We start from the raw sequence: 20,788 nt of genomic DNA, 5'->3' as shown, positions 1-20,788 counted from the left end.
GTACTTTTTAGGCGATTTAAGACGCTTTTAAGTAATTAACAAATGTTGATAAATATGAGCTTATATCGATAAAAAGCTTTTAAAAGGCTTTATTTATTCTTATCTTTGATAGTACTCAAAAGAGGCGCAAATGCGTCTTTTTTTATGACATTAAATTAGACTAAAATTTATTTTAAATAATTATGAGCGAAGAAAAAAAAGAAAGCTTTAACGAACACGGTTATTCTGCAGATAGTATTCAGGCTTTAGAAGGAATGGAGCACGTACGTATGCGTCCTTCCATGTATATTGGTGATGTTGGAGTTAGAGGTTTACACCATCTAGTTTATGAGGTTGTAGATAACTCTATTGACGAGGCTTTAGCTGGTCATTGTGATAATATTACAGTGACAATAAATGAAGATAACTCTATTACTACAGAAGATGATGGTCGTGGTATTCCTGTAGGACTTCACAAAAAAGAAGGTGTATCTGCATTAGAAGTTGTAATGACTAAAATTGGTGCTGGTGGTAAATTCGATAAAGATTCATACAAAGTTTCTGGTGGTTTACACGGTGTTGGTGTAAGTTGTGTTAACGCTTTATCTGAGCATCTTAAAGCAACAGTATTTAGAGAAGGTAAAGTTTACGAACAAGAGTATGAACGTGGTAAAGCGATGTACCCTGTAAAAACTACTGGCGATACTGACAAAAGAGGAACAACAGTTACTTTTAAGCCCGATTCAACAATATTTACTCAAACTCTAGAATATAACTACGATACTTTGGCAAGTCGTATGCGAGAGTTAGCATATCTAAACAAAGGTATTACAGTTCATTTAGTAGATAAAAGAAGAACTAAAGAAGATGGTTCTTTTGAAGGAGAGACCTTTCATTCTAAAGAAGGTTTAAAGGAATTTATCACTTTCTTAGATGCTACACGTGAACCATTGATGAAAAATGTTATCGCATTTGAAGGTGAAAAAAATGGTGTGCCAGTAGAAGTAGCAATGATTTACAATACATCATATTCCGAAAATTTACACTCTTACGTAAATAATATTAATACACATGAAGGTGGTACACATTTATCAGGTTTTCGTCGTGGACTTACACACACATTAAAAAAATATGCTGATGGTTCAGGAATGTTAGATAAGTTAAAGTTTGATATTGCTGGAGATGATTTTCGTGAAGGGTTAACTGCTATAGTATCTGTAAAAGTTCAAGAACCTCAGTTTGAAGGTCAGACCAAAACAAAATTAGGTAACCGTGAAGTTTCTGCTGCTGTAAGTCAGTCGGTTTCAGAAATGTTGACGGATTATTTAGAAGAAAATCCAGACGATGCAAAAACCATTGTACAAAAAGTAATACTTGCGGCGCAAGCACGTCATGCGGCACAAAAAGCTCGTGAAATGGTGCAGCGTAAAACAGTTATGAGTATCGGAGGTTTACCTGGAAAACTATCAGATTGTTCTGAGCAAGACCCAGCTAAATGTGAAGTATTTTTAGTCGAGGGAGATTCAGCAGGTGGAACAGCAAAGCAGGGTCGTGATAGAGCATTTCAAGCGATTTTACCATTAAGAGGTAAAATTCTTAATGTTGAAAAAGCGATGCAGCATAAGGTTTTTGAAAACGAAGAAATCAAGAATATCTTTACAGCACTAGGAGTAACTATTGGTACTGAAGAAGATCCTCGTGCATTAAATCTTTCAAAATTGAGATATCATAAAGTTGTAATTATGTGTGATGCCGATATTGATGGTAGTCACATTGCTACTCTGATTTTAACGTTCTTCTTTAGATACATGAAAGAGTTGGTTGAAAATGGACATATATATATTGCAACACCGCCATTATATTTAGTTAAAAAGGGTGCTAAAAAGCAATATGCGTGGAGTGATGCAGAACGAGATGATATCGTTACTACTTTCGGAGATGGTTCAAAAATACAACGTTACAAAGGTCTAGGTGAGATGAATGCAGAGCAGCTTTGGGACACAACAATGAACCCTGAGTTTAGAACAATGCGATTAGTACAGATTGAAAATGGTGTTGAAGCAGACCGTATTTTCTCAATGCTTATGGGTGACGAAGTACCACCGCGTAGAGAGTTTATTGAGAAGAATGCTATTTATGCGAATATTGATGCATAGATTGTTTAGAATGTAATACTAAAAAAAGAGCTAACGAAACTTCGTTAGCTCTTTTTTTTGATTTCCTTAATTAGAATCCTAAACGAATTCTAGGTGTGCTCACACGTACATTGGTGCTAAAAGAACTTCGTCTTGGTTGTCTGTAGTAGTGTTCGTGGTACCCATAATAATAGTATCTCGCATGGCTATAATAAAATGACTATGATGACAATGGTCACTACAGTGACTATAATACTCTTCCTAAGCATCTGTTTTACCTTGCATGTATGCTTCGTAAGCTTCTCGGTCACGACGTTTTAAGTCCTTTTCATATTCTTTTTGGTCTTTCCAGAATTTCTTTTCTTCTTTTTTTTGTTTCTGCTTTAAAATTTTGCTCGTATTTAGCATCTTCTGCAGCTCTTTTTTCGTAATGCGAAGTTTTGTTTTTATCTAAACTGTCCTCCTGACCTAATGTTATAAAAGGTATAATGACAATAATTAGTGAAATTGCTTTTTTAATTTTTTCATGCTGATATAGTTTTATATTAAAAAAATGTGTTATCTATATACTTACGATAAAAATTAAAGAAAGGTTTTAAAACCAGATAATCTTTTTTTTCGTAAGTAGAAAAACCCATAAATCTATCAAAATGAAAAAACAAATTTATTCAATAGTATTAATACTATCTGTATTAACTGTAAAGGCTCAAAGTGATATCGATGCACTTTTAGCCGCAGGTGTCGAGGATGCCCAACGATTTGCCAATGACTACTTAGCGCCAGGCTCAGATGCCTTAATGTTTAGTATGAATGCCAATTGGTTTAACTCTGGAAAAGTCAAACCACTTTTAGGTTTCGAAGTATCTGTAGTCGCTAATGCATCTTTAGTAAATGATGACAGTAAAACATTTAGTTTAAACACAGCGGATTACAATAATGTGCAATTTGTACAAGGACCAAATGTTCAAAATGTGGCTACAGTTTTAGGAGATAATAATCCACCAATAATTGTAGAGTTAGAGTATGAGGACCCAATCTTTGGTAATCAGACCAGACAGATAGAATTACCAACTGGTATTGGTGATTCTAGCGCAAATTTAGTACCGTCAGCTTTTGTCCAAGGATCTTTAGGTTTAGGTAGTGGTTTGGAGTTAAAAGCTCGTTATGTGCCAAATATTAAGACAGATGACGTAGAAATCGGTATGTACGGTGCTGGTTTACAATTTGAAATCACAGAATGGTTACCAGGTGACAAGGTCTTACCAATTTCGATTTCAGGTCTAGTGGCTTATACCCATTTGGACGGCTCTTATGATTTAACGGACACATCAGGTATTGCAGGTGATAACCAGCGAGTCCAAAACGATACTAACACATGGTTATTTCAGGCTATAGCATCAACAAAATTTCCTGTAATTAATTTTTATGGCGGAATAGGTTACATTAAAGGTACTTCAGATTCTGATTTGTTGGGAGATTATACTGTGACAGAAGGTGCATTATCATCACAAACAATAACAGATCCTTTTTCAGTTTCGAGCGAAGTTTCTGCGCTTAGAGGTACTATTGGAACAAAATTAAAATTAGGATTTTTTAGACTCAATGCCGAGTATCATATTTCTGAATTCGATGCTTTTTCTGTAGGAATTAATTTTGGGTTTAGATAGAAAATTTGTTAAATAAAAATTAATTTTAGTCTTTAGACCCATAATACTAATGTATAAACACTGTAATTAATGCGCAATAACTTAACTTTGCAAATCAAATAAATTATCAACTAAAAATAACATACAAATGAAAGTTACTGTAGTAGGTGCAGGTGCCGTAGGTGCTAGTTGTGCCGAGTATATCGCAATTAAAAATTTTGCTTCTGAAGTTGTTTTACTGGACATTAAAGAAGGTTATGCCGAAGGTAAAGCCATGGATTTAATGCAAACAGCATCTTTAAATGGTTTTGATACAAAAATAACAGGAAGTACAAGCGACTATTCTAAAACTGCAAATAGCGACATTTGTGTAATTACTTCGGGTATTCCTCGTAAGCCAGGTATGACTCGTGAAGAATTAATTGGTATAAATGCTGGTATTGTAAAAACAGTCTCTGCAAGTTTAGTAGAACATTCTCCAAACACTATTATTATAGTCGTTAGTAATCCAATGGATACGATGACGTATTTAGTCCATAAAACTACAGATTTACCAAAGCATAGAATCATTGGTATGGGTGGCGCTTTAGACTCAGCACGTTTTAAGTATAGATTAGCTGAAGCTCTAGAAGCACCAATCAGTGATGTAGACGGAATGGTAATTGGTGGTCATAGCGATAAAGGTATGGTACCGCTTACATCTCATGCAACACGTAATTCTATCAAAGTTTCTGAATTTTTATCAGAAGAGCGTTTAGAGCAAGTTGCTGCAGATACCAAAGTTGGTGGAGCAACATTAACAGGCTTATTAGGTACATCAGCATGGTATGCGCCAGGTGCAGCGGTATCTGGTTTAGTACAAGCTATTGCATGCGACCAAAAGAAAATCTACCCATGTTCTACTTTATTAGATGGTGAGTATGGTTTAAACGATTTGTGTATTGGTGTACCAGTTGTTTTAGGTCGTAACGGTATCGAAAAAATTGTAGATGTATCTTTAAGTGATGCCGAAAAAGAACACATGAAAGCAAGTGCCGAAGGTGTTAAAAAGACTAATGGTCTTTTAGAATTATAAAAAAATTAATTTTATAAATATTAATTAAGCCTTATTGGTTACGCTAATAAGGCTTTTATTTTACAAACATTATGAAAAAGTTTTTATTATTTATCGTAGCTGTGGGATTGTCTTTAACAACGATTGCACAAGAAAAGTTTACAGAAGGTGAAATAACTATGAAGCAAACGATGTCTTCGTCTAACGAAGACGTTAATTCAATGTTGTCAGAAATTGGAGAGATGATAACAACAACTTATGTAGACGGAGCTAAAACAAGAACTGAATCTTCAAACCCAATGTCAGGTGATGTAACCGTTATTATTGATGCAGAATCTAATGAGTTATTACAACTTACGGATATGCCCGGATTAGGAAAAAAATACACGTCTCAAAAGGTCGAGGTTACTGAGGAAATGTTAAAAAACATCACTGTCACTGAAGGTAGCGAAACTAAGAATGTACTTGGCTATGACTTAAAACAATATATAATAACCATGAACCAAGATGGAGCAGAAATGACTATGGAGATGTTTATTACTGATAAAATTCAAGGCGTAAAAACACAGCAAACAGCTATGTTGGGAGAAAAAGTAGACGGTTATCCATTGTATATGGTTATAAAAATGAATCAGATGGGAGCAGAAATTGTTATTAAATCAGAGGTAACAAAGATGGAGGCAAAATCTATTGATGACAACAAGTTTAGTTTAACACCACCAGAAGGTTACACTAAAATGTAATACTAAATACTTGAATAATTCTATAATAAAGACTGCTCTAAAAGCAGTCTTTTTGTTTATATTTGGCGCATGCTAAAAAAATGGTACTTTTTAAGTTTTGTGTTAAGCCTCATTATGTTAGGCCTAGCTCAGCAGTACCAAAATCCTAAGGCCAACCAAGAAGTTGTAATTCAGTTTACAGACTCACAATTTTCTGAAGTTGAAACTAAGGATTCTTTAGCTTCTATTTCAAATTTTCTTGAAGAAATCGGAGCAAAAAGTATCTCGATTACTTCAAAAGAAAATGGATTTTTTCGAATTGCTTATCATAGCGATAAAGCAGTTAGTAATGTTAAAGAAATCCTTTCAAATAAAGTCGAAATAGCCTTTGACGATTCATCAGATTCGACAAAAAATAGTAGTAAAGATTATAGTCTTGATATCTTTCAGATTAAAAGTGGAAGTACTTCGTCATGGGATTTTGAAGGTCAACAAGTTTATACACTTAATATAAAGAGTGACCGCTCGTTTAATCCAGATGTGCTTAAGTTTCCTGTTTTAACTGAAACTTCTAAGACCTACTTTGATTTAAGAGTTGTATACAATGCTAATCAATTGATAGTATTTGTGTCAGATAATACATCTCATAATATTCCAGAGGTCAGAGCAGGACCACTAGCTTAATCAAAACATATTCAGTTTGATTTATTACTGAATTCCGACCGAGAATGTTTAATTCTCATTTCAATTAAATTTTTTATTACAAATTAATTATCGAAAGATTTTCGATATAAAATTAAAAACAATGCAAAACAAAGGATTAGTAAAGCTGTTTGCTGTACTATTTGGATTGGTAAGTATTTACCAATTATCATTTACGTTCAAAGCCAATCAGCTCGAAAAAGAAGCAAAGCAATTTGCACAAGCCAAATATGACAACAATAGTGATGTCAATGCTGGTGAATTACGTTACCTAGACTCACTTAACAATAAAGAGGTCTACAATGTTTTAGGTGTAAGTCAATTTACATACAGTGATGTTAAAGACAATGCCATGAATTTAGGTCTTGACCTTAAAGGTGGTATTAATGCTATTATTGAGATTTCTGTAAAAGATATCCTCAAAGGATTGGCAAACAATAGTAAAGACCCGATTTTTAACCAAGCTTTAGAAAATGCAGATGAATTACAAAAGGATTCTCAGGATTCTTACTTAGAGTCATTTTATACAGCGTTTGATGAAATTAAAGGTGAAACAAAATTAGCGTCTCCAGATATTTTTGCCAATCGTACATTAAGTGATGACATTACCTTCAATATGTCTGATGATGAAGTTAAAAGTGTCATTACAAGAAAAGTAGATGAGTCTATTGTCTCTGCTTTCGAAGTTTTACGTAATCGTATTGATGGTTTTGGAGTTACATCTCCAAACATTCAGCGTTTAGGTAATGGTGGTCGTATTTTAATCGAATTACCAGGCGCTAAAGACAAAAAGCGTGTTGTAGACATCATCACAAAAACTGCTCAATTACAGTTTTGGGAAACGTACACAACTCAAGATTTAGCAGGTTACTTATTACAGGTTAACCAACGTCTAATTGAAGCTCAAAAAGCAAATGAATCGACTTCTGAAGAGTCAGTTGAAGAAGCTGAAGCTGCTGAAGAAACAGATTCTACCTCTAGTCTTATTGAAGATTTGACTGGTCAGATAGAAAACGATTCTACTGCAGTACAAGAAAATACAAACCCACTAGGTATTCAAGGCTTAGGACAAGGTGGACCAGTAATAGGTTCTTTCTTGGCTAAAGACAAGGCTGAAGTTTTAAAAATGCTTGAAGCTAATCGTGATTTATTACCAGCAGAACAACGTTATGCGCGTTTTGCTTGGGGAAAACCAGCAGATAAAGATTCTGAATTTGTTGAATTATATGGACTTAAAGGCAATAGAGATAACGAACCAGAATTGAGCGGTGCAGTTATTACTGATGCAAGACAGGATTATGATCAATTAAATCGTCCTGCGGTTAGTATGCAAATGAATGCAAAAGGTGCAAAAACTTGGGAAGCTATGACCAAAGTAGCTTACGAAACGAGAGGAAATATAGCTATCGTTTTAGATAATATTGTTTACTCTGCGCCGGGTGTAAGTACAGGACCAATTGCAGGAGGAAACTCTCAAATTTCAGGTTCTTTTACTCTAGAAGAGGCTACCGATTTAGCTAATGTATTACGAGCTGGTAAGTTACCTGCATCTGCTGAAATAGTTCAAGCGGATGAGGTTGGACCATCTTTAGGTCAAGAAGCAATCGATTCTGGTATGATTTCGTTTGGTTTAGCTTTAGCTTTCGTATTACTTTGGATGATTTTTTATTACGGTAAAGCTGGAGGATTTGCAGACATCGCGTTATTATTCAACATTCTTTTAATCTTTGGTGTACTATCAGGATTAGGAGCTGTATTAACATTACCAGGTATTGCAGGTATTGTATTAACAATTGGTATTTCGGTTGATGCAAACGTACTTATTTTTGAGCGTATTCGAGAAGAGTTGGCTAAGGGTAAAGACCAGAAACTAGCTATTAAAGATGGTTTTGCTAACGCATTATCTTCAATCTTAGATGCAAATATAACAACAGGTTTAACAGCATTAATCTTATTTGTATTCGGTACAGGACCAATTAAAGGTTTTGCGACAACATTAATCATTGGTATTTTAACATCATTATTTACAGCAATATTTATCACAAGATTGCTAATCGATTGGTATTTAGGTCGTGGTGGAAAATTAAATTTCTCTACAGCATTAACTAAAGGTTTCTTACAGAACGTAAATATTAATTTCTTAGCAAAGCGTAAGATTGCTTATGTGATTTCAGGAATCTTAATAACTGCTGGTATTGCATCTTTATTTACAAATAACTTAGATCAAGGTATTGATTTTGTTGGTGGTAGAACTTACCAAGTACGTTTTGCACAATCAGTAAGTACAGAAGAAGTATCAAAAACGTTAAATGCAGCTGATGTCTTTGGGAGTGCCGAAGTAAAAACTATTGGTAATGATAATGAGTTAAAAATTTCTACTAAATATTTAGTAGAAGATAACTCTACTGAAGCTGATGAAAAAGTACAGTCTACATTATTTGAAGCATTAAAACCATATTTGCCAGACGGTATGTCTTACCAAGAATTCTTGGATGGCTCGGGTGATCAGAATATTGGAAAACGTTTGTCAAGTAAAGTAAGTCCAACTATTGCCGATGATATTAAAAAATCTTCATTCTGGGCAATATTAGGTTCTTTAGTAGTTGTATTCCTTTATATCTTAATTCGTTTTAAGAGATGGCAATTCTCTCTTGGAGCTGTTGCAGCAGTTTTCCATGATGTATTGATTGTATTAGGTATATTCTCAATTGCATGGAAATGGATGCCTTTTAGTATGGAAATCGATCAAGCATTTATTGCAGCAATCCTAACTGTAATTGGTTACTCGCTGAATGATACCGTGGTCGTTTTCGATAGAATTAGAGAGTTTTTAAACGAACATTCTGGATGGAGTTTAGGTAAAACGATTAATGCTTCTGTAAACAGTACATTAAGTAGAACATTAAATACATCGTTAACAACATTAGTGGTGTTATTAGCTATGTTTTTCTTAGGTGCAGATTCGTTAAGAGGATTCTTATTCGCTTTAATTGTTGGTGTATTAGTGGGTACATATTCATCGGTATTTATTGCAACACCAATTATGTATGATACTGCCAAAAAAGGTGATGCTGCAGAATCTTTAAAAAAGAAGGTAAAAGAAGAAGGTGAAGAATTGGCTTAATCTCCAATATCTTAAATAAAAAAGGCTGCCATTTGGCAGCCTTTTTTATTTGTCTTTTTTCTATTCACTTTCGCGCAAAAAAGTAATACTGTCTATTGAGAAGTCTTTGGGTCTATGATTACTGCCACTAAAATTTATAGCCATTTGCATTTGCAGATTACTACTCATTTTAAAAATTCCTCTTAGCCTACCAACTTCAATAGCTTTTTTTTTATCCCAGATAATAAAGTCTATTGTTGCTGGACTCTTTTTTGTATTAACTCTATACTTTAGTGCAGCGGTTATACCTTGATGATTATAGGATTTTCCTCCCATAATTTCACCGTCAAATTCAAAAGTTGCATAATTGTGTTTTGTTAAGGTCAAAAAGCCAATATCGCCTTTGTCTTTACCTTTCCACTTGCCTACATAAGATTTATCGGCACCAATAAAAGAAAATGAACAGAATAACAATAATGCACTAAGAAGTAGTGAGAAGCGCTTTGAAAATTTCATAATAGTGATATTGATTCTTAAATATAAAATTAAAAATTTGATTTAAGTAAACCATACACTTGGAACAAAATTAAAATATTAAAAATCCACCTTGTCACCAATTTGTAATTGCCAAGTGTCGGCTAGCCCAGCATTAATTTCTAATACAAATTTTGCAGCTGCATTTGAAGGGAGAGAAGTTTCGTCAAAAGGTTTTGCGTTTTTCTGAAAACTAACAATAGTACTGTCAGCAGAAATATATATGATATCAAGAGGAATACGTGTATTTTTCATGTAAAAGCTACGAGGCGCTTCATTTGGAAAAATGAATAACATCCCTTGATTATCTTCCATACTGTCACGATACATCAAACCAGTTTGGGTTTGATACTCATCATCTGCAATTTCGATATCTAATTCTTTTATAATAGAATCTTTTGAAGCTTCTATTAGTTGTAAAACACCTTCTTTTTTGAAAGTTATAGTAAGTGATTTTGACTCTTTTTTACTACTTGAATCTTTACAAGCAATAACACATAGAGTAAATACTAGTAGCAATAGTAGTCTTAGAAACTTACCAAAAACCATTAAGCTAACTTTGTCTTTGGTTTGTAAATAAACATAAAATACAGACCAATGATTATAAATGGAATGCTTAAGATTTGTCCATTATTCAAAACATTACCTATGGCGTTTGAAAGGTATTCGCCACTTTGAGGTTCCTTATAATATTCTACTACAAAACGAACAGACCAAAGTAACACTAAAAATAGCCCAAATAAAAATCCTTGTTGTTCAGATTTTTTGGTTTTCCAATAGAAATAAAATAGTATTAAAAACACAAAAATATAACAACCAGCTTCGTACAATTGAGCTGGGTGTCTTGGCACAGTTTCTCCAAGTTGTTTAAAAACAACACCAAAATCACTGCCAGTTTCTTTTCCAATTATTTCAGAGTTTATGAAATTTCCGATTCTAACAAATACAGCACCTAACGCCACTGGAACAACTACACGGTCTAATATCCATAAAACAGTTTTTTTTAAAACCTTTTTATTGTACAAGTACATAGAAATAATCATAGCAATGGCAGCACCATGACTTGCTAAGCCTTGAAATCCAGTAAACTCAAAACCGCCTTTAAATTTAAAAGGCAAAAATATACTGAAGAAATCATCAGTAATTAAGTCTGGTTGGTAAAAGATAACATGACCTAATCTAGCACCTAACATTATACCTAATACGGAGTAAATGAATAATGAGTCTAGCGATTCATCTGATTCGCCTTCGTTTTTATAGATTCGTTTGGTTATTAAAAACCCAAGAACAAATGCAACAATCCACATCACACTGTAAAAGTGAAGTTTAAAAAAACCTAAATCCAAAAATTTAATGGGATCCCAAACGATTTCTAAAGCGTGCATATATTGAGTGTTGTTTAAGTCGTAAATATAATATTTATTGTTATTCAGAAGGCGTTTGCGACTGAAGAATCTAAAGAATTAGAAAGATATAAATAAAGATTCTTTGCTATGCTCTGAATGACGATGTTTGAATATTAATCTTCTTTTGGTGGAACTGGGTCGAAACCCTTTCCGCCCCAAGGATGACAACTAAAAATTCGCTTAACAGCTAATCTACCACCTTTAAAAAAGCCATGAATTTCTAAGGCTTCCTTTGTGTATTGAGAACATGTGGGTTGATATCTACAACTAGCTGGAGTAAATGGAGAAATTAATTTCTGATACACCTTAATTAAAAATAAAAACGGGTATGTAAGAAATTTTTTGATAGCCTACTATTTTACAGAATATGTTGTGCCTTCTCGACCGTCTTTTAATTCAATACCAGCATCAGCCAACTCATCTCTGATTTGGTCAGAAAGAGCAAAGTCTTTATTAATTCGTGCTTCTTTTCTGAGTTTAATTAACAACTCTAGTGCAGCATTTAACTTTTCTGTCCCGCTATCTGAAGCTTCATTATTTGTTAAGCCCAGGATGTCAAAAGTAAACGTATTTACAGTTACTTTCAACTCTTCTAAATCTTCATTAGTTATTGTAGCTGAATTGTCATTAACCTGATTTATAAGTTTTGCAGCTTCAAATAAATGCGCGATTAAGATAGGTGTATTAAAATCATCATTCATTGCATCGTAGCACTTTTGCTTCCATGCAATAACATCAAATGAAGACGTATCGCTAGTATTTAGTTTATCAATATTACCAATAGCATCCATTAAACGATTAAAGCCTTTTTCTGCAGCTAATAATCCATCGTTAGTCAAATCTAAAATACTACGATAAGAAGCTTGCATCATAAAAAAGCGAATAACTCCTGGTGTAAAACCTTTTGTCATAATATCATTTTGACCCGAAAATAATTCAGCTGGATTGATATAGTTTCCTGAGGATTTACTCATACGTGCTCCGTTAAGCTCAAGCATGTTGGCATGCATCCAATACTTAACTGGTGCTTGACCTTTCGCAGCCTGGTTTTGTGCAATCTCACATTCGTGATGCGGAAATTTTAAGTCCATTCCGCCACCGTGAATATCAAAAAACTCACCTAAATATTTTGTGCTCATGGCAGTACACTCCAAATGCCATCCCGGAAATCCGTCACTCCAAGGACTTGGCCATCGCATAATGTGAGTGTCTTCAGCTTTTTTCCAAAGTGCAAAATCTTGAGGATTTTTTTTATCGCTTTGTCCGTCTAGAGTTCTGGTATTATGTATAAGGTCTTCTAATTTACGTTTGCTTAAAATTCCGTATTCGTTAGATTCGTTGTATTTGTGAACGTCAAAATATACAGAGCCATTTACAACATATGCAAAACCGTTTTCAATTATAGTTTCAATCAATTCAATCTGTTCAATGATATGACCAGTTGCAGTAGGCTCAATACTAGGTGGTAAAAAGTTTAATGTTTGCAATACGTTATGAAAATCTACAGTATAACGCTGTACAATTTCCATAGGTTCTATTTGCTCAATTCGTGCCTTTTTGGTGATTTTGTCTTCACCCAAGTCAGCATCATTTTCTAAATGACCAGCGTCTGTTATATTACGTACATAGCGTACTTTATAACCTAAGTGCTTAAAGTATCTAAAAATCATGTCAAATGACATAAAAGTTCGGACATTGCCCAAATGCACATTACTGTAAACCGTAGGTCCACAAACATACATACCAACATAGCCTTCGTTAATAGAAGTGAAATTTTCCTTTTCGCCCGAAAGCGAGTTATAGATTTTTATATTTTGATTTGTATATAAAGCCATTATGGAATGATTGATTTTTGTAAAATTAAAATACTTTTTCTGAACTTTTTGTAGGCTTAGAATTCAGTATCTAATTTAATATAATCTAAGAATTCGCGGCGTGTTTCTTTGGTTTTAAATTTTCCACCAAATTCTGAAGTAACAGTGCTACTAGCAACATCTTTGATGCCTCGTGAGTTTACACAAAGGTGCTTAGCATCAATAACACAAGCAACATCGTCTGTACCTAAAGCCTCCTGTAATTCTCTCACAATCTGAATAGTTAAACGCTCTTGTACTTGTGGGCGTTTTGCATAATAATCGACAATACGATTCATTTTGGATAATCCTATAACTGTTCCGTTTGAAATATAAGCCACATGCGCTTTGCCTACAATCGGTAATAAGTGATGCTCACAAGTCGAATATACTGTGATATTTTTTTCGACAAGCATTTCGCCGTATTTATACTTGTTGTCAAATGTTGATGCCTTAGGTTTATTATCCGGGTGTAAGCCACTAAAAATTTCGTTAACAAACATTTTTGCAACACGTTTTGGTGTGCCTTGAAGGCTATCGTCATTAAGATCCAATCCCAAGATTTCAAGGATATGTTTTACATCTGCTTTTATACTCTCAATTTTTTCAGAGTCACTTAACTCAAAAGCATCCTCTCTTAGAGGTGTGTCACTAGAAGTTCCTATATGGTCATCCCCTATAGCGTCTATATCAAAATCGTTATCTATTTTCATTTATATGATGTGTAAAATGATTATGCAAAGATAAGTAAATAATATAGTATAGTTAAGGTGGGAGTTTTATAAATATACTTGTTACATAAGTAAACACGTTATTATAACAAGAACTTAACAGAAATCAGTTTCTTGGCTAAGATTTTATTAATTTAGGTGACTCAAATTTTATACTCCAAATGTTCAAAAAACACATATACTTTTTACTGTTTTTAAGCTTTTCAATTTTGTCCTATGGACAGTTTAGTGTGCCAGGTGGAGTAACCTGTGATCAAGCAAGTCCAATTTGTTCTGATAATTCTGGTACTTATGTTTTTGAGAATAATATCGATAATTCTACTAATATTAATACACCAATAGGTTGTTTAGGTGATGCACCGAGGCCATCTTGGTTTTTTATGCAAGTAGATCAAACAGGAAATTTAGCTTTTACCATAAATCAGTGGGAAGATAATAATGGTGATGGCATTAATAACGATGGACCTGGAACAGGAATTGATGTGGATTTTATTGCTTGGGGACCTTTTTCTAATGACACAGGAAACTGTAATAATATAAACACGACTTGTCCAACTTGTCCTCAAGATAATTCTGGAACTACATACTACCAAAATGATTTAGACAATTCTAATATCGTTGATTGTAGTTATTCAGGTGCGCCAACCGAAACTCTAACTATAAATAACGCGCAATCAGGAGAGTTTTATTTAATACTCATTGCTAATTATGGAACTGGGCCAAATCAACCAGGTATACCAGGTTCTATCGAAATTGTTCAAACTAACCTAGGAGTTCCAGGTGGTGGATCTACAGACTGTAGCATTATAGATGTTAATGGTATATTGGGACCTGATCAAAATATTTGTGAATTATCTTCAACAACTTTAGATGCAAATCCAACTAGCGATCCTGATTTTGTAGATTATGCTTGGCAATACGATGATGGTACTGGTTTTGTACCAATACCTGGTACTGATGGTATGTCTTCTATTTCGGTTTCTAACTCTGGTCAATATCAAGTTACAATTACAGATAATTTGGGTAACTCAGATGACGATGTTATAGAAATTACTGTTACAGCTTTGCCAACAGTCAATCCCGTACAAAATCAGATAATTTGCGACACCAATAATGATGGCTTTTTTGATTTCAATTTTTCAACGTTAACTACAACTGTTGTAGGTGTTCAGATAGATGTTGAGGTAAGTTATCATAATTCCTTAAGTGATGCTGAAATGGATATGAATCCTATAACAGGATTATATCCTAATGCAACAGCATACACAGTAGAAACCATTTTTATAAGAGTAGAAAACACAAATAATACTGATTGTGCTAGTACGGGAAGTTTTGATATTAATGTCTTTAATACTCCAACTGCTAATGTTGTAGACGATCAATTAGTCTGTGATGACAATAACGATGGGTTTTGGGGTTTTGATTTAAACGCATTACGTACAACAGTTTTAGGTACACAACCTACTACAGACTATGCAGTAACATTTCACCCTACATTAGCAGATGCAGATGCGAATACTGCGGCGTTACCAAATACATATACTAATCAGATAGCCTATACTTCAGAAACAATTTTTGTGCGTATAGAGAATAATATTAATACAGATTGTTATGCAACAACTGATTTAGAAATCGATGTCTTTGATACACCAACAGCTGGAGTAGTAGCAGATCAATTAATTTGTGACAACGATAATGATGGTTTTTGGAATTTTGATTTTGATGCATTGCAGCCAGATGTTTTGGGCACACAGGCTATGGCTCAATATTCTATTACTTTTCATGAGAATCAAGTAGACGCCGATGCCGATGCGAATCCAATAGCTTCGCCTTACACTAATTTAATGGCCTATCAACAACAAACTATAGTGGCAAGAATTGAAAACGTAGATAATGCAAATTGTTATGCAACATCCGATTTTATAATAGATGTCTTTGATCAGCCAACACCTTCAACTTATACATACGGAGTTTGTGATGATAATGCAGATGGCGATGATACAAATGGGTTTGTTGATTTTCCGCTTGGACCTGCAGATATAGATACTTTTGTTCTTAATGGTCAAGACCCAATGCAGTTTACAGTAAGTTATCACTTAAATCAAGCCGATGCAGACAATGATTCTGGAGCGATTACCAACTTATACACTGATGATAGGCAAATTATTGCCAGAGTAGAGAATAATGATAACATATTATGTTATGAAACTATTGCTGTAGATTTAGAAGTCAATGCTTTACCGATTATTACAAATATGGTAAGTCTATTACAATGTGACACTGATACTGATGGTATTTCAGATTTTAATTTAACCGAATCTGAGGTTTTAATCTCTACTAACTCAGCTGCTGAAACATTTACATACCATATGTCTTTTGCAGAGGCCGATACAGGTAATAATCCAATTCCAAATATTACTGCTTATACGAATACTGACCCATCTTCAAATCCAGATATTTTATTTGTAAGAACAGAAAATGCAGATGGCTGTCATAGAGTTGCGCAATTAGATTTATTTGTATCCACAACTTCAATTCCTCCTGGATTTTTAATACCAACTTATCAAGAGTGTGATGATACAAGAGTAGATGCTAATATTACAGACGGAATCACGACTTTTGATTTTAGTGATGCAACACCTCAAATTGTTGGATTGTTTCCTCCAGGTCAAATAATTACGGTTACTTATTACGAAACAACTGCAGATGCATTGGCAGAAATTAATGCGATTCCAGACATATCAAATCATATAAATACAGCATCTCCGTTTAATCAAACAATTACTTACAGGATTGATAGTGATGTTGATAATTCTTGTTTAGGTATAGGTGAGTTTGAGCTCGAAACTATAAACCCAATGCCAAATCTTAATCCAGACCCAATTATTTTGTGTGATGATGTTACAGCAGGAGATTTGGTAGAAACTTTTGATTTGAGGCAACGAGAAGCCTTCATTTTTAATGGAGAAACTAATGTCTCTGCAACATATCATTTAGATTATGACGAAGCTGTTGCTGGAAGTAATGCCATTCCAACACCTTCAGCTTACAATAATACAAGCCCATCAGAGACTATATTTGTTAGAGTTACAAATACTGATAACTGTTTTGCAATTGTAGAGTTGGATATTGTGATAAATCCGCTTCCTGATGATAATGTCATGGTAACAGATTTCTTTGAGTGCGAAAACAACACGGATTTCTTTTTCGATTTTGACTTAGAAACAAAAACACCAGAAGTATTAAATGGACAAGACCCAATGCAGTTTACGGTTACATATCACGAAACCCAACTTGATGCAGATAATCTAACAAACCCATTAGCAAGTCCATACACAAATACAAGTAGTCCTCAACCTATCTTTGTTGCTATTACAAATAACACTACAGGTTGTTCCGTAAGTACCATAACATTTAATATCGAAATAAATGAAGGCGCAGAAGCTCTTGACGATTTATATGAAGAATGTGATGTTGTTAATGATAATGATGGGTTTACTCAGTTTGATTTAGCTTCAAGAAGCCCAATTATTCTAGATGGTCAAGACCCATTAGCATTTAGTATTAGTTATCACTTTAGTTTTGATGATGCGTTTAACGATGTTAATCCATTACCACTATTGTATGAAAATTTTGTGATTAACTCCCAAGTTATTTATGCTAGAGTAAGTAATGTTATAAGACCAGCAGAATGTTTTGCTATATCAGAGGTAACCTTACAAGTGAATTTACTTCCGATTTTTGATTTAGAAGACGAATATATTTTATGCCTTACAAGTAATAACGAAGCTGTAGTAGATGTACCACCAGTTTTAGATACAGAATTACCTGCTTCGGATTATAGTTTTGAATGGAGTTTAGACGGTGTCGTATTGCCGACAGAGACTGGTCCAACTTTAACTCCAACACAAGGCGGAATTTATGATGTTGTCGTAACAGATACCTCTACATCTACAGTGACTATGTGTCAAAATTTTGATTCTGCAGAAGTCATTGAGGGCGGAATACCAGATACATTTACAGTTGAGGTAACTTCTCAGGCTTTTAATGGTAATAATATGATTATTGCGATGGCAACAGGAAACAGTACTTATGAGTATAGCTTGGACAATGGCCCATGGCAATTAGATACTAATTTCGAAAATGTAACTGGTGGTCAGCATACGGTTTATGCCAGAGATATATTAGGCTGTGGAATAATTTCTGAAATAGTTACGGTAATTGATTACCCAAAATTCTTTACTCCAAACGGAGATGGTAATAATGATGCTTGGAATATAAAAGGTATTGATACGCAGCCTGCAGCAGTGATTTACATCTATGACCGTTATGGAAAACTACTAAAACAATTAAGCCCAACTAGCTCAGGTTGGGACGGAACATTTAATGGTAACAGAATGCCAAGTAGTGATTATTGGTTTACCCTTGAGTATTTCGAGCCAATAACAAACGAATCCAGAACATTTAGTGCACATTTTGCACTTAAACGATAACATATTTTAAAATTGATTTATAATTAAGAGCCTTTAAAGAAATTTAAAGGCTTTTTTTATTTAAAACTTAGGTTTTATTATCTGTTAATAGCTCTTATGTCAGAAAATCTGTCATAATAACGAGAACTTAGACAAAGTGCTGTGTAATTGTTAAAATTTTATTAAATTCCCTGACTATTTTAAGTATACGCTATGATTAAAAAAATATCTCTCGTGTTTTTTGTTTGTTTAGGACTAAGCCTTTTTGGACAATCACAAAAGCAAGCATTGCCACTAGCAAAATATAGTGATAATTTATCAGAGCCTTTAACGTCAAAAGAACGTGCTTTTATTGATGAGGTTTATGGAGACTATGCAGATAAATTGGTTTATAATAATCCGCAAAGACTCCTTTCGTTTAAAGATATACTTAGAAATAGAGTTGTTATCAAACGTTACGAAAAAAAGGATTTAAGCTCTTTAAAGAGATTATCGCAAGTGAAACTTGTTAAGTCAATAAACCCCGGCTTACAAAAAGATAATTCCTTTAACGTTGAGAGTTTTAACCCTTTGAAATATGGGTTTAATTTCTTTTCAAGAAAAAGAGCAGAGTATTATCGAGTTTATAATACGCAATATCTAATAACAATTTTACCACAGCATTAATATTCCCCTAACATGTTTAAAAAAATACTATTATTTACGTTTTTTGTCTTTTCTGTACAGGTTTTTAGTCAGGATTTATTAATGCAAGACGGTACATTTAATCAATGTATGGGTACATTTTTAGATTCTGGTGGTTCTTCGGGTAACTATTCAGGAAATGAAGATTTTACGATAACCATATGTCCCGATAACCCAGGAGATGCAATAAATATTAATTTTACCACATTTAGTTCTCAAGATGGTATTGATATACTTTCTATTTTTGATGGTACTGATGCTACTGCACCGCCACTTGGTATGTTTTCTGGAACGAGTAGTCCAGGTTTGGTCGAGCCAAGTGTAGCTAACACATCAGGTTGTTTGACTTTTGTTTGGACTACAAATGGTAGCGGTAATACAATAGGTTGGGCTGCTGATATTAGTTGTTTTACGCCTTGTCAAAATATTATCGCAAATGTTGATAGTACAATACCAGATTCAAGTGCTGCGAATGTTGTAGTTGCAGATGAAAATGAAGTTATAACATTTAATGGTAGCGGTACATTTTCTACAGGAGGTACAGGAGCTACCTATCTTTGGGATTTTGGTGATGGTAATACAGCCATGGGAGAATCTGTAACTCATGCCTACACAACTGCTGGTCTTTTTGTAGTGACATTAACAATAACAGATACGGCTGGTTGTACAAATACCAATAGTATTGATTTAACTGCGCAAATAGGCTCTACTAGCCCAGGTAATCCATCTGTAGATGCAGGTGCTGATATAGATATTCCTTGTACTGAAACATGTACGACATTAACAGCATCGTTTTTAGATATAGGGGATACAAGTACCTATACTGTAAATAGTATTCCTTTTGTGCCGCCTTTTTCTTTTAATGGTCTAACAAATTCTGTTAACACTAATATTGATGATCAATGGGATGATGTTGAAGATTTACCATTTGATTTTTGCTTTTTTGACGATATCGAGACACAATTTCAAGTAGGCTCTAATGGAGTCATCAGATTCGATGTTGATCCCGGAGATACTACTAATGATTTTAATCCAAGTAATTTACCACTACCTAATAACACAGACCCGGCTTTATCTGAGGTAAATGTTTTTACACCTTTACATGATATTGATCCATCAGTTGGTAACGGTAGTGACGAAATAGCTTGGGAAATCATAGGTACAGCACCAAACAGAGTTTTGGCAGTAAGTTTTTATAATGTACCAATGTGGAATTGTAATTCAGAGTTAGCTACTCATATGGCTGTTTTTTATGAGACAACAAACGTTATAGATATTTATGTTGAGAATGCACCATTTTGTGGTAGTTGGAACAATAATAAAGTTATAGGTATTCAAAACGATGCAGGTACAGAAGCTTTTGTACCACCAGGAAGAAATACTAACGAAGGCGGCGGATGGACTGCAACTGACGAAGCATGGCGTTTTACACCAGCTGGACCAAGTATTGTTGAATTTGCCTGGCTTGATGATATGGGTAATGTATTAAGTACAGATGCTAGTTTCGAGGTTTGTCCAACAGACGCTTCAACCACATATACTGCACAAGTTACCTATACTAACTGTAACGGAGATATTACAATAGTTACTGATGATGTTACTGTGACTACTAATAGTCCATTTACTGTAGATTTAGGTGCAGACGTTAACCAATGTGAAGGTGACGCGGATGTTGATTTAGACGCAACTACTGTAGGAGCTACATCTTACCAATGGTCTCTTAATGGGGTTGATTTAGTTGGTTAAACAAATCCAACTTTAACAGTA

Annotated in this window: 16 protein-coding genes; 9 read left to right on the top strand and 7 right to left on the bottom strand. The window is 34.2% G+C overall.

Annotated elements, in window-relative coordinates; translation table 11 throughout:
• Positions 1-182: 182 nt before the first annotated feature.
• Complete coding sequence (gene gyrB, locus BTO05_RS05515; RefSeq protein ID WP_087491702.1) at positions 183-2,135, top strand: DNA topoisomerase (ATP-hydrolyzing) subunit B; 1,953 nt, start codon at positions 183-185, stop codon at positions 2,133-2,135.
• Between the two features lie 240 nt (positions 2,136-2,375).
• On the opposite strand, the gene BTO05_RS14180 is transcribed toward gyrB, so the two are convergent.
• Positions 2,376-2,522, bottom strand: a complete 147-nt coding sequence (locus BTO05_RS14180) for a hypothetical protein (RefSeq protein WP_232459785.1) — start codon at positions 2,520-2,522, stop codon at positions 2,376-2,378.
• A gap of 242 nt (positions 2,523-2,764) precedes the next feature.
• Between BTO05_RS14180 and BTO05_RS05505 the strand changes: the two genes are divergently transcribed.
• The 5 genes from BTO05_RS05505 to secDF all read left to right on the top strand — a co-directional run bounded on the left by BTO05_RS05505 (position 2,765) and on the right by secDF (position 9,362).
• A complete protein-coding gene (locus BTO05_RS05505; protein WP_087491701.1) occupies positions 2,765-3,781 on the top strand; it encodes a DUF6588 family protein in 1,017 nt (338 codons plus the stop codon).
• 127 nt (positions 3,782-3,908) lie between these two features.
• Entirely contained in the window at positions 3,909-4,835 is a 927-nt protein-coding gene (locus BTO05_RS05500) for a malate dehydrogenase (RefSeq protein WP_087491700.1), read from the top strand.
• 71 nt (positions 4,836-4,906) lie between these two features.
• The gene (locus tag BTO05_RS05495; protein WP_087491699.1) at positions 4,907-5,557 is read left to right on the top strand and encodes a DUF4412 domain-containing protein; all 651 of its coding nucleotides are present in this window, start codon (positions 4,907-4,909) and stop codon (positions 5,555-5,557) included.
• 114 nt (positions 5,558-5,671) lie between these two features.
• Positions 5,672-6,220, top strand: a complete 549-nt coding sequence (locus BTO05_RS05490) for a hypothetical protein (RefSeq protein ID WP_087491698.1) — start codon at positions 5,672-5,674, stop codon at positions 6,218-6,220.
• Between the two features lie 121 nt (positions 6,221-6,341).
• On the top strand, positions 6,342-9,362 hold the full coding sequence (secDF, locus tag BTO05_RS05485) for a protein translocase subunit SecDF (protein WP_087491697.1): 3,021 nt from the start codon (positions 6,342-6,344) through the stop codon (positions 9,360-9,362).
• Positions 9,363-9,422: 60 nt separating this feature from the next.
• Here the strand turns inward: secDF and BTO05_RS05480 are convergent, their stop codons facing one another.
• From BTO05_RS05480 to folE, 6 genes are all read right to left on the bottom strand, one after another.
• A complete protein-coding gene (locus BTO05_RS05480; RefSeq protein ID WP_087491696.1) occupies positions 9,423-9,857 on the bottom strand; it encodes a hypothetical protein in 435 nt (144 codons plus the stop codon).
• A gap of 78 nt (positions 9,858-9,935) precedes the next feature.
• On the bottom strand, positions 9,936-10,424 hold the full coding sequence (locus BTO05_RS05475; RefSeq protein WP_087491695.1) for a DUF192 domain-containing protein: 489 nt from the start codon (positions 10,422-10,424) through the stop codon (positions 9,936-9,938).
• Positions 10,424-11,260 carry a prolipoprotein diacylglyceryl transferase gene (gene lgt / locus BTO05_RS05470; protein WP_087491694.1) on the bottom strand — a complete coding sequence of 279 codons (837 nt, stop codon included), beginning with the start codon at positions 11,258-11,260 and terminating at the stop codon, positions 10,424-10,426. Before lgt ends, BTO05_RS05475 begins: the two co-directional genes overlap by 1 nt.
• Before the next feature lie 134 nt (positions 11,261-11,394).
• On the bottom strand, positions 11,395-11,628 hold the full coding sequence (gene yidD, locus BTO05_RS05465; protein WP_087491693.1) for a membrane protein insertion efficiency factor YidD: 234 nt from the start codon (positions 11,626-11,628) through the stop codon (positions 11,395-11,397).
• Positions 11,629-11,634: 6 nt separating this feature from the next.
• Positions 11,635-13,116, bottom strand: a complete 1,482-nt coding sequence (gene cysS / locus BTO05_RS05460; RefSeq protein ID WP_087491692.1) for a cysteine--tRNA ligase — start codon at positions 13,114-13,116, stop codon at positions 11,635-11,637.
• Between the two features lie 56 nt (positions 13,117-13,172).
• A complete protein-coding gene (gene folE, locus BTO05_RS05455) occupies positions 13,173-13,847 on the bottom strand; it encodes a GTP cyclohydrolase I FolE (RefSeq protein WP_087491691.1) in 675 nt (224 codons plus the stop codon).
• A gap of 179 nt (positions 13,848-14,026) precedes the next feature.
• On the opposite strand from folE, the gene BTO05_RS05450 reads away from it, so the two are divergent.
• The 3 genes from BTO05_RS05450 to BTO05_RS05440 all read left to right on the top strand — a co-directional run bounded on the left by BTO05_RS05450 (position 14,027) and on the right by BTO05_RS05440 (position 20,767).
• The gene (locus BTO05_RS05450; protein WP_087491690.1) at positions 14,027-18,358 is read left to right on the top strand and encodes a T9SS type B sorting domain-containing protein; all 4,332 of its coding nucleotides are present in this window, start codon (positions 14,027-14,029) and stop codon (positions 18,356-18,358) included.
• A gap of 192 nt (positions 18,359-18,550) precedes the next feature.
• Positions 18,551-19,003 (top strand): hypothetical protein, encoded by a 453-nt coding sequence (locus BTO05_RS05445; protein ID WP_087491689.1) that lies wholly within the window; start codon positions 18,551-18,553, stop codon positions 19,001-19,003.
• A gap of 12 nt (positions 19,004-19,015) precedes the next feature.
• Positions 19,016-20,767, top strand: coding sequence for a PKD domain-containing protein (locus BTO05_RS05440; protein ID WP_087491688.1), 1,752 nt, complete (start codon positions 19,016-19,018; stop codon positions 20,765-20,767).
• Positions 20,768-20,788: the final 21 nt, after the last annotated feature.

The organism is Winogradskyella sp. PC-19, from assembly GCF_002163855.1.
Taxonomy (GTDB): Bacteria; Bacteroidota; Bacteroidia; order Flavobacteriales; family Flavobacteriaceae; genus Winogradskyella.
Note: the sequence above shows the minus strand (reverse complement) of the source record. Positions and strands in the feature narration are given on the sequence as shown.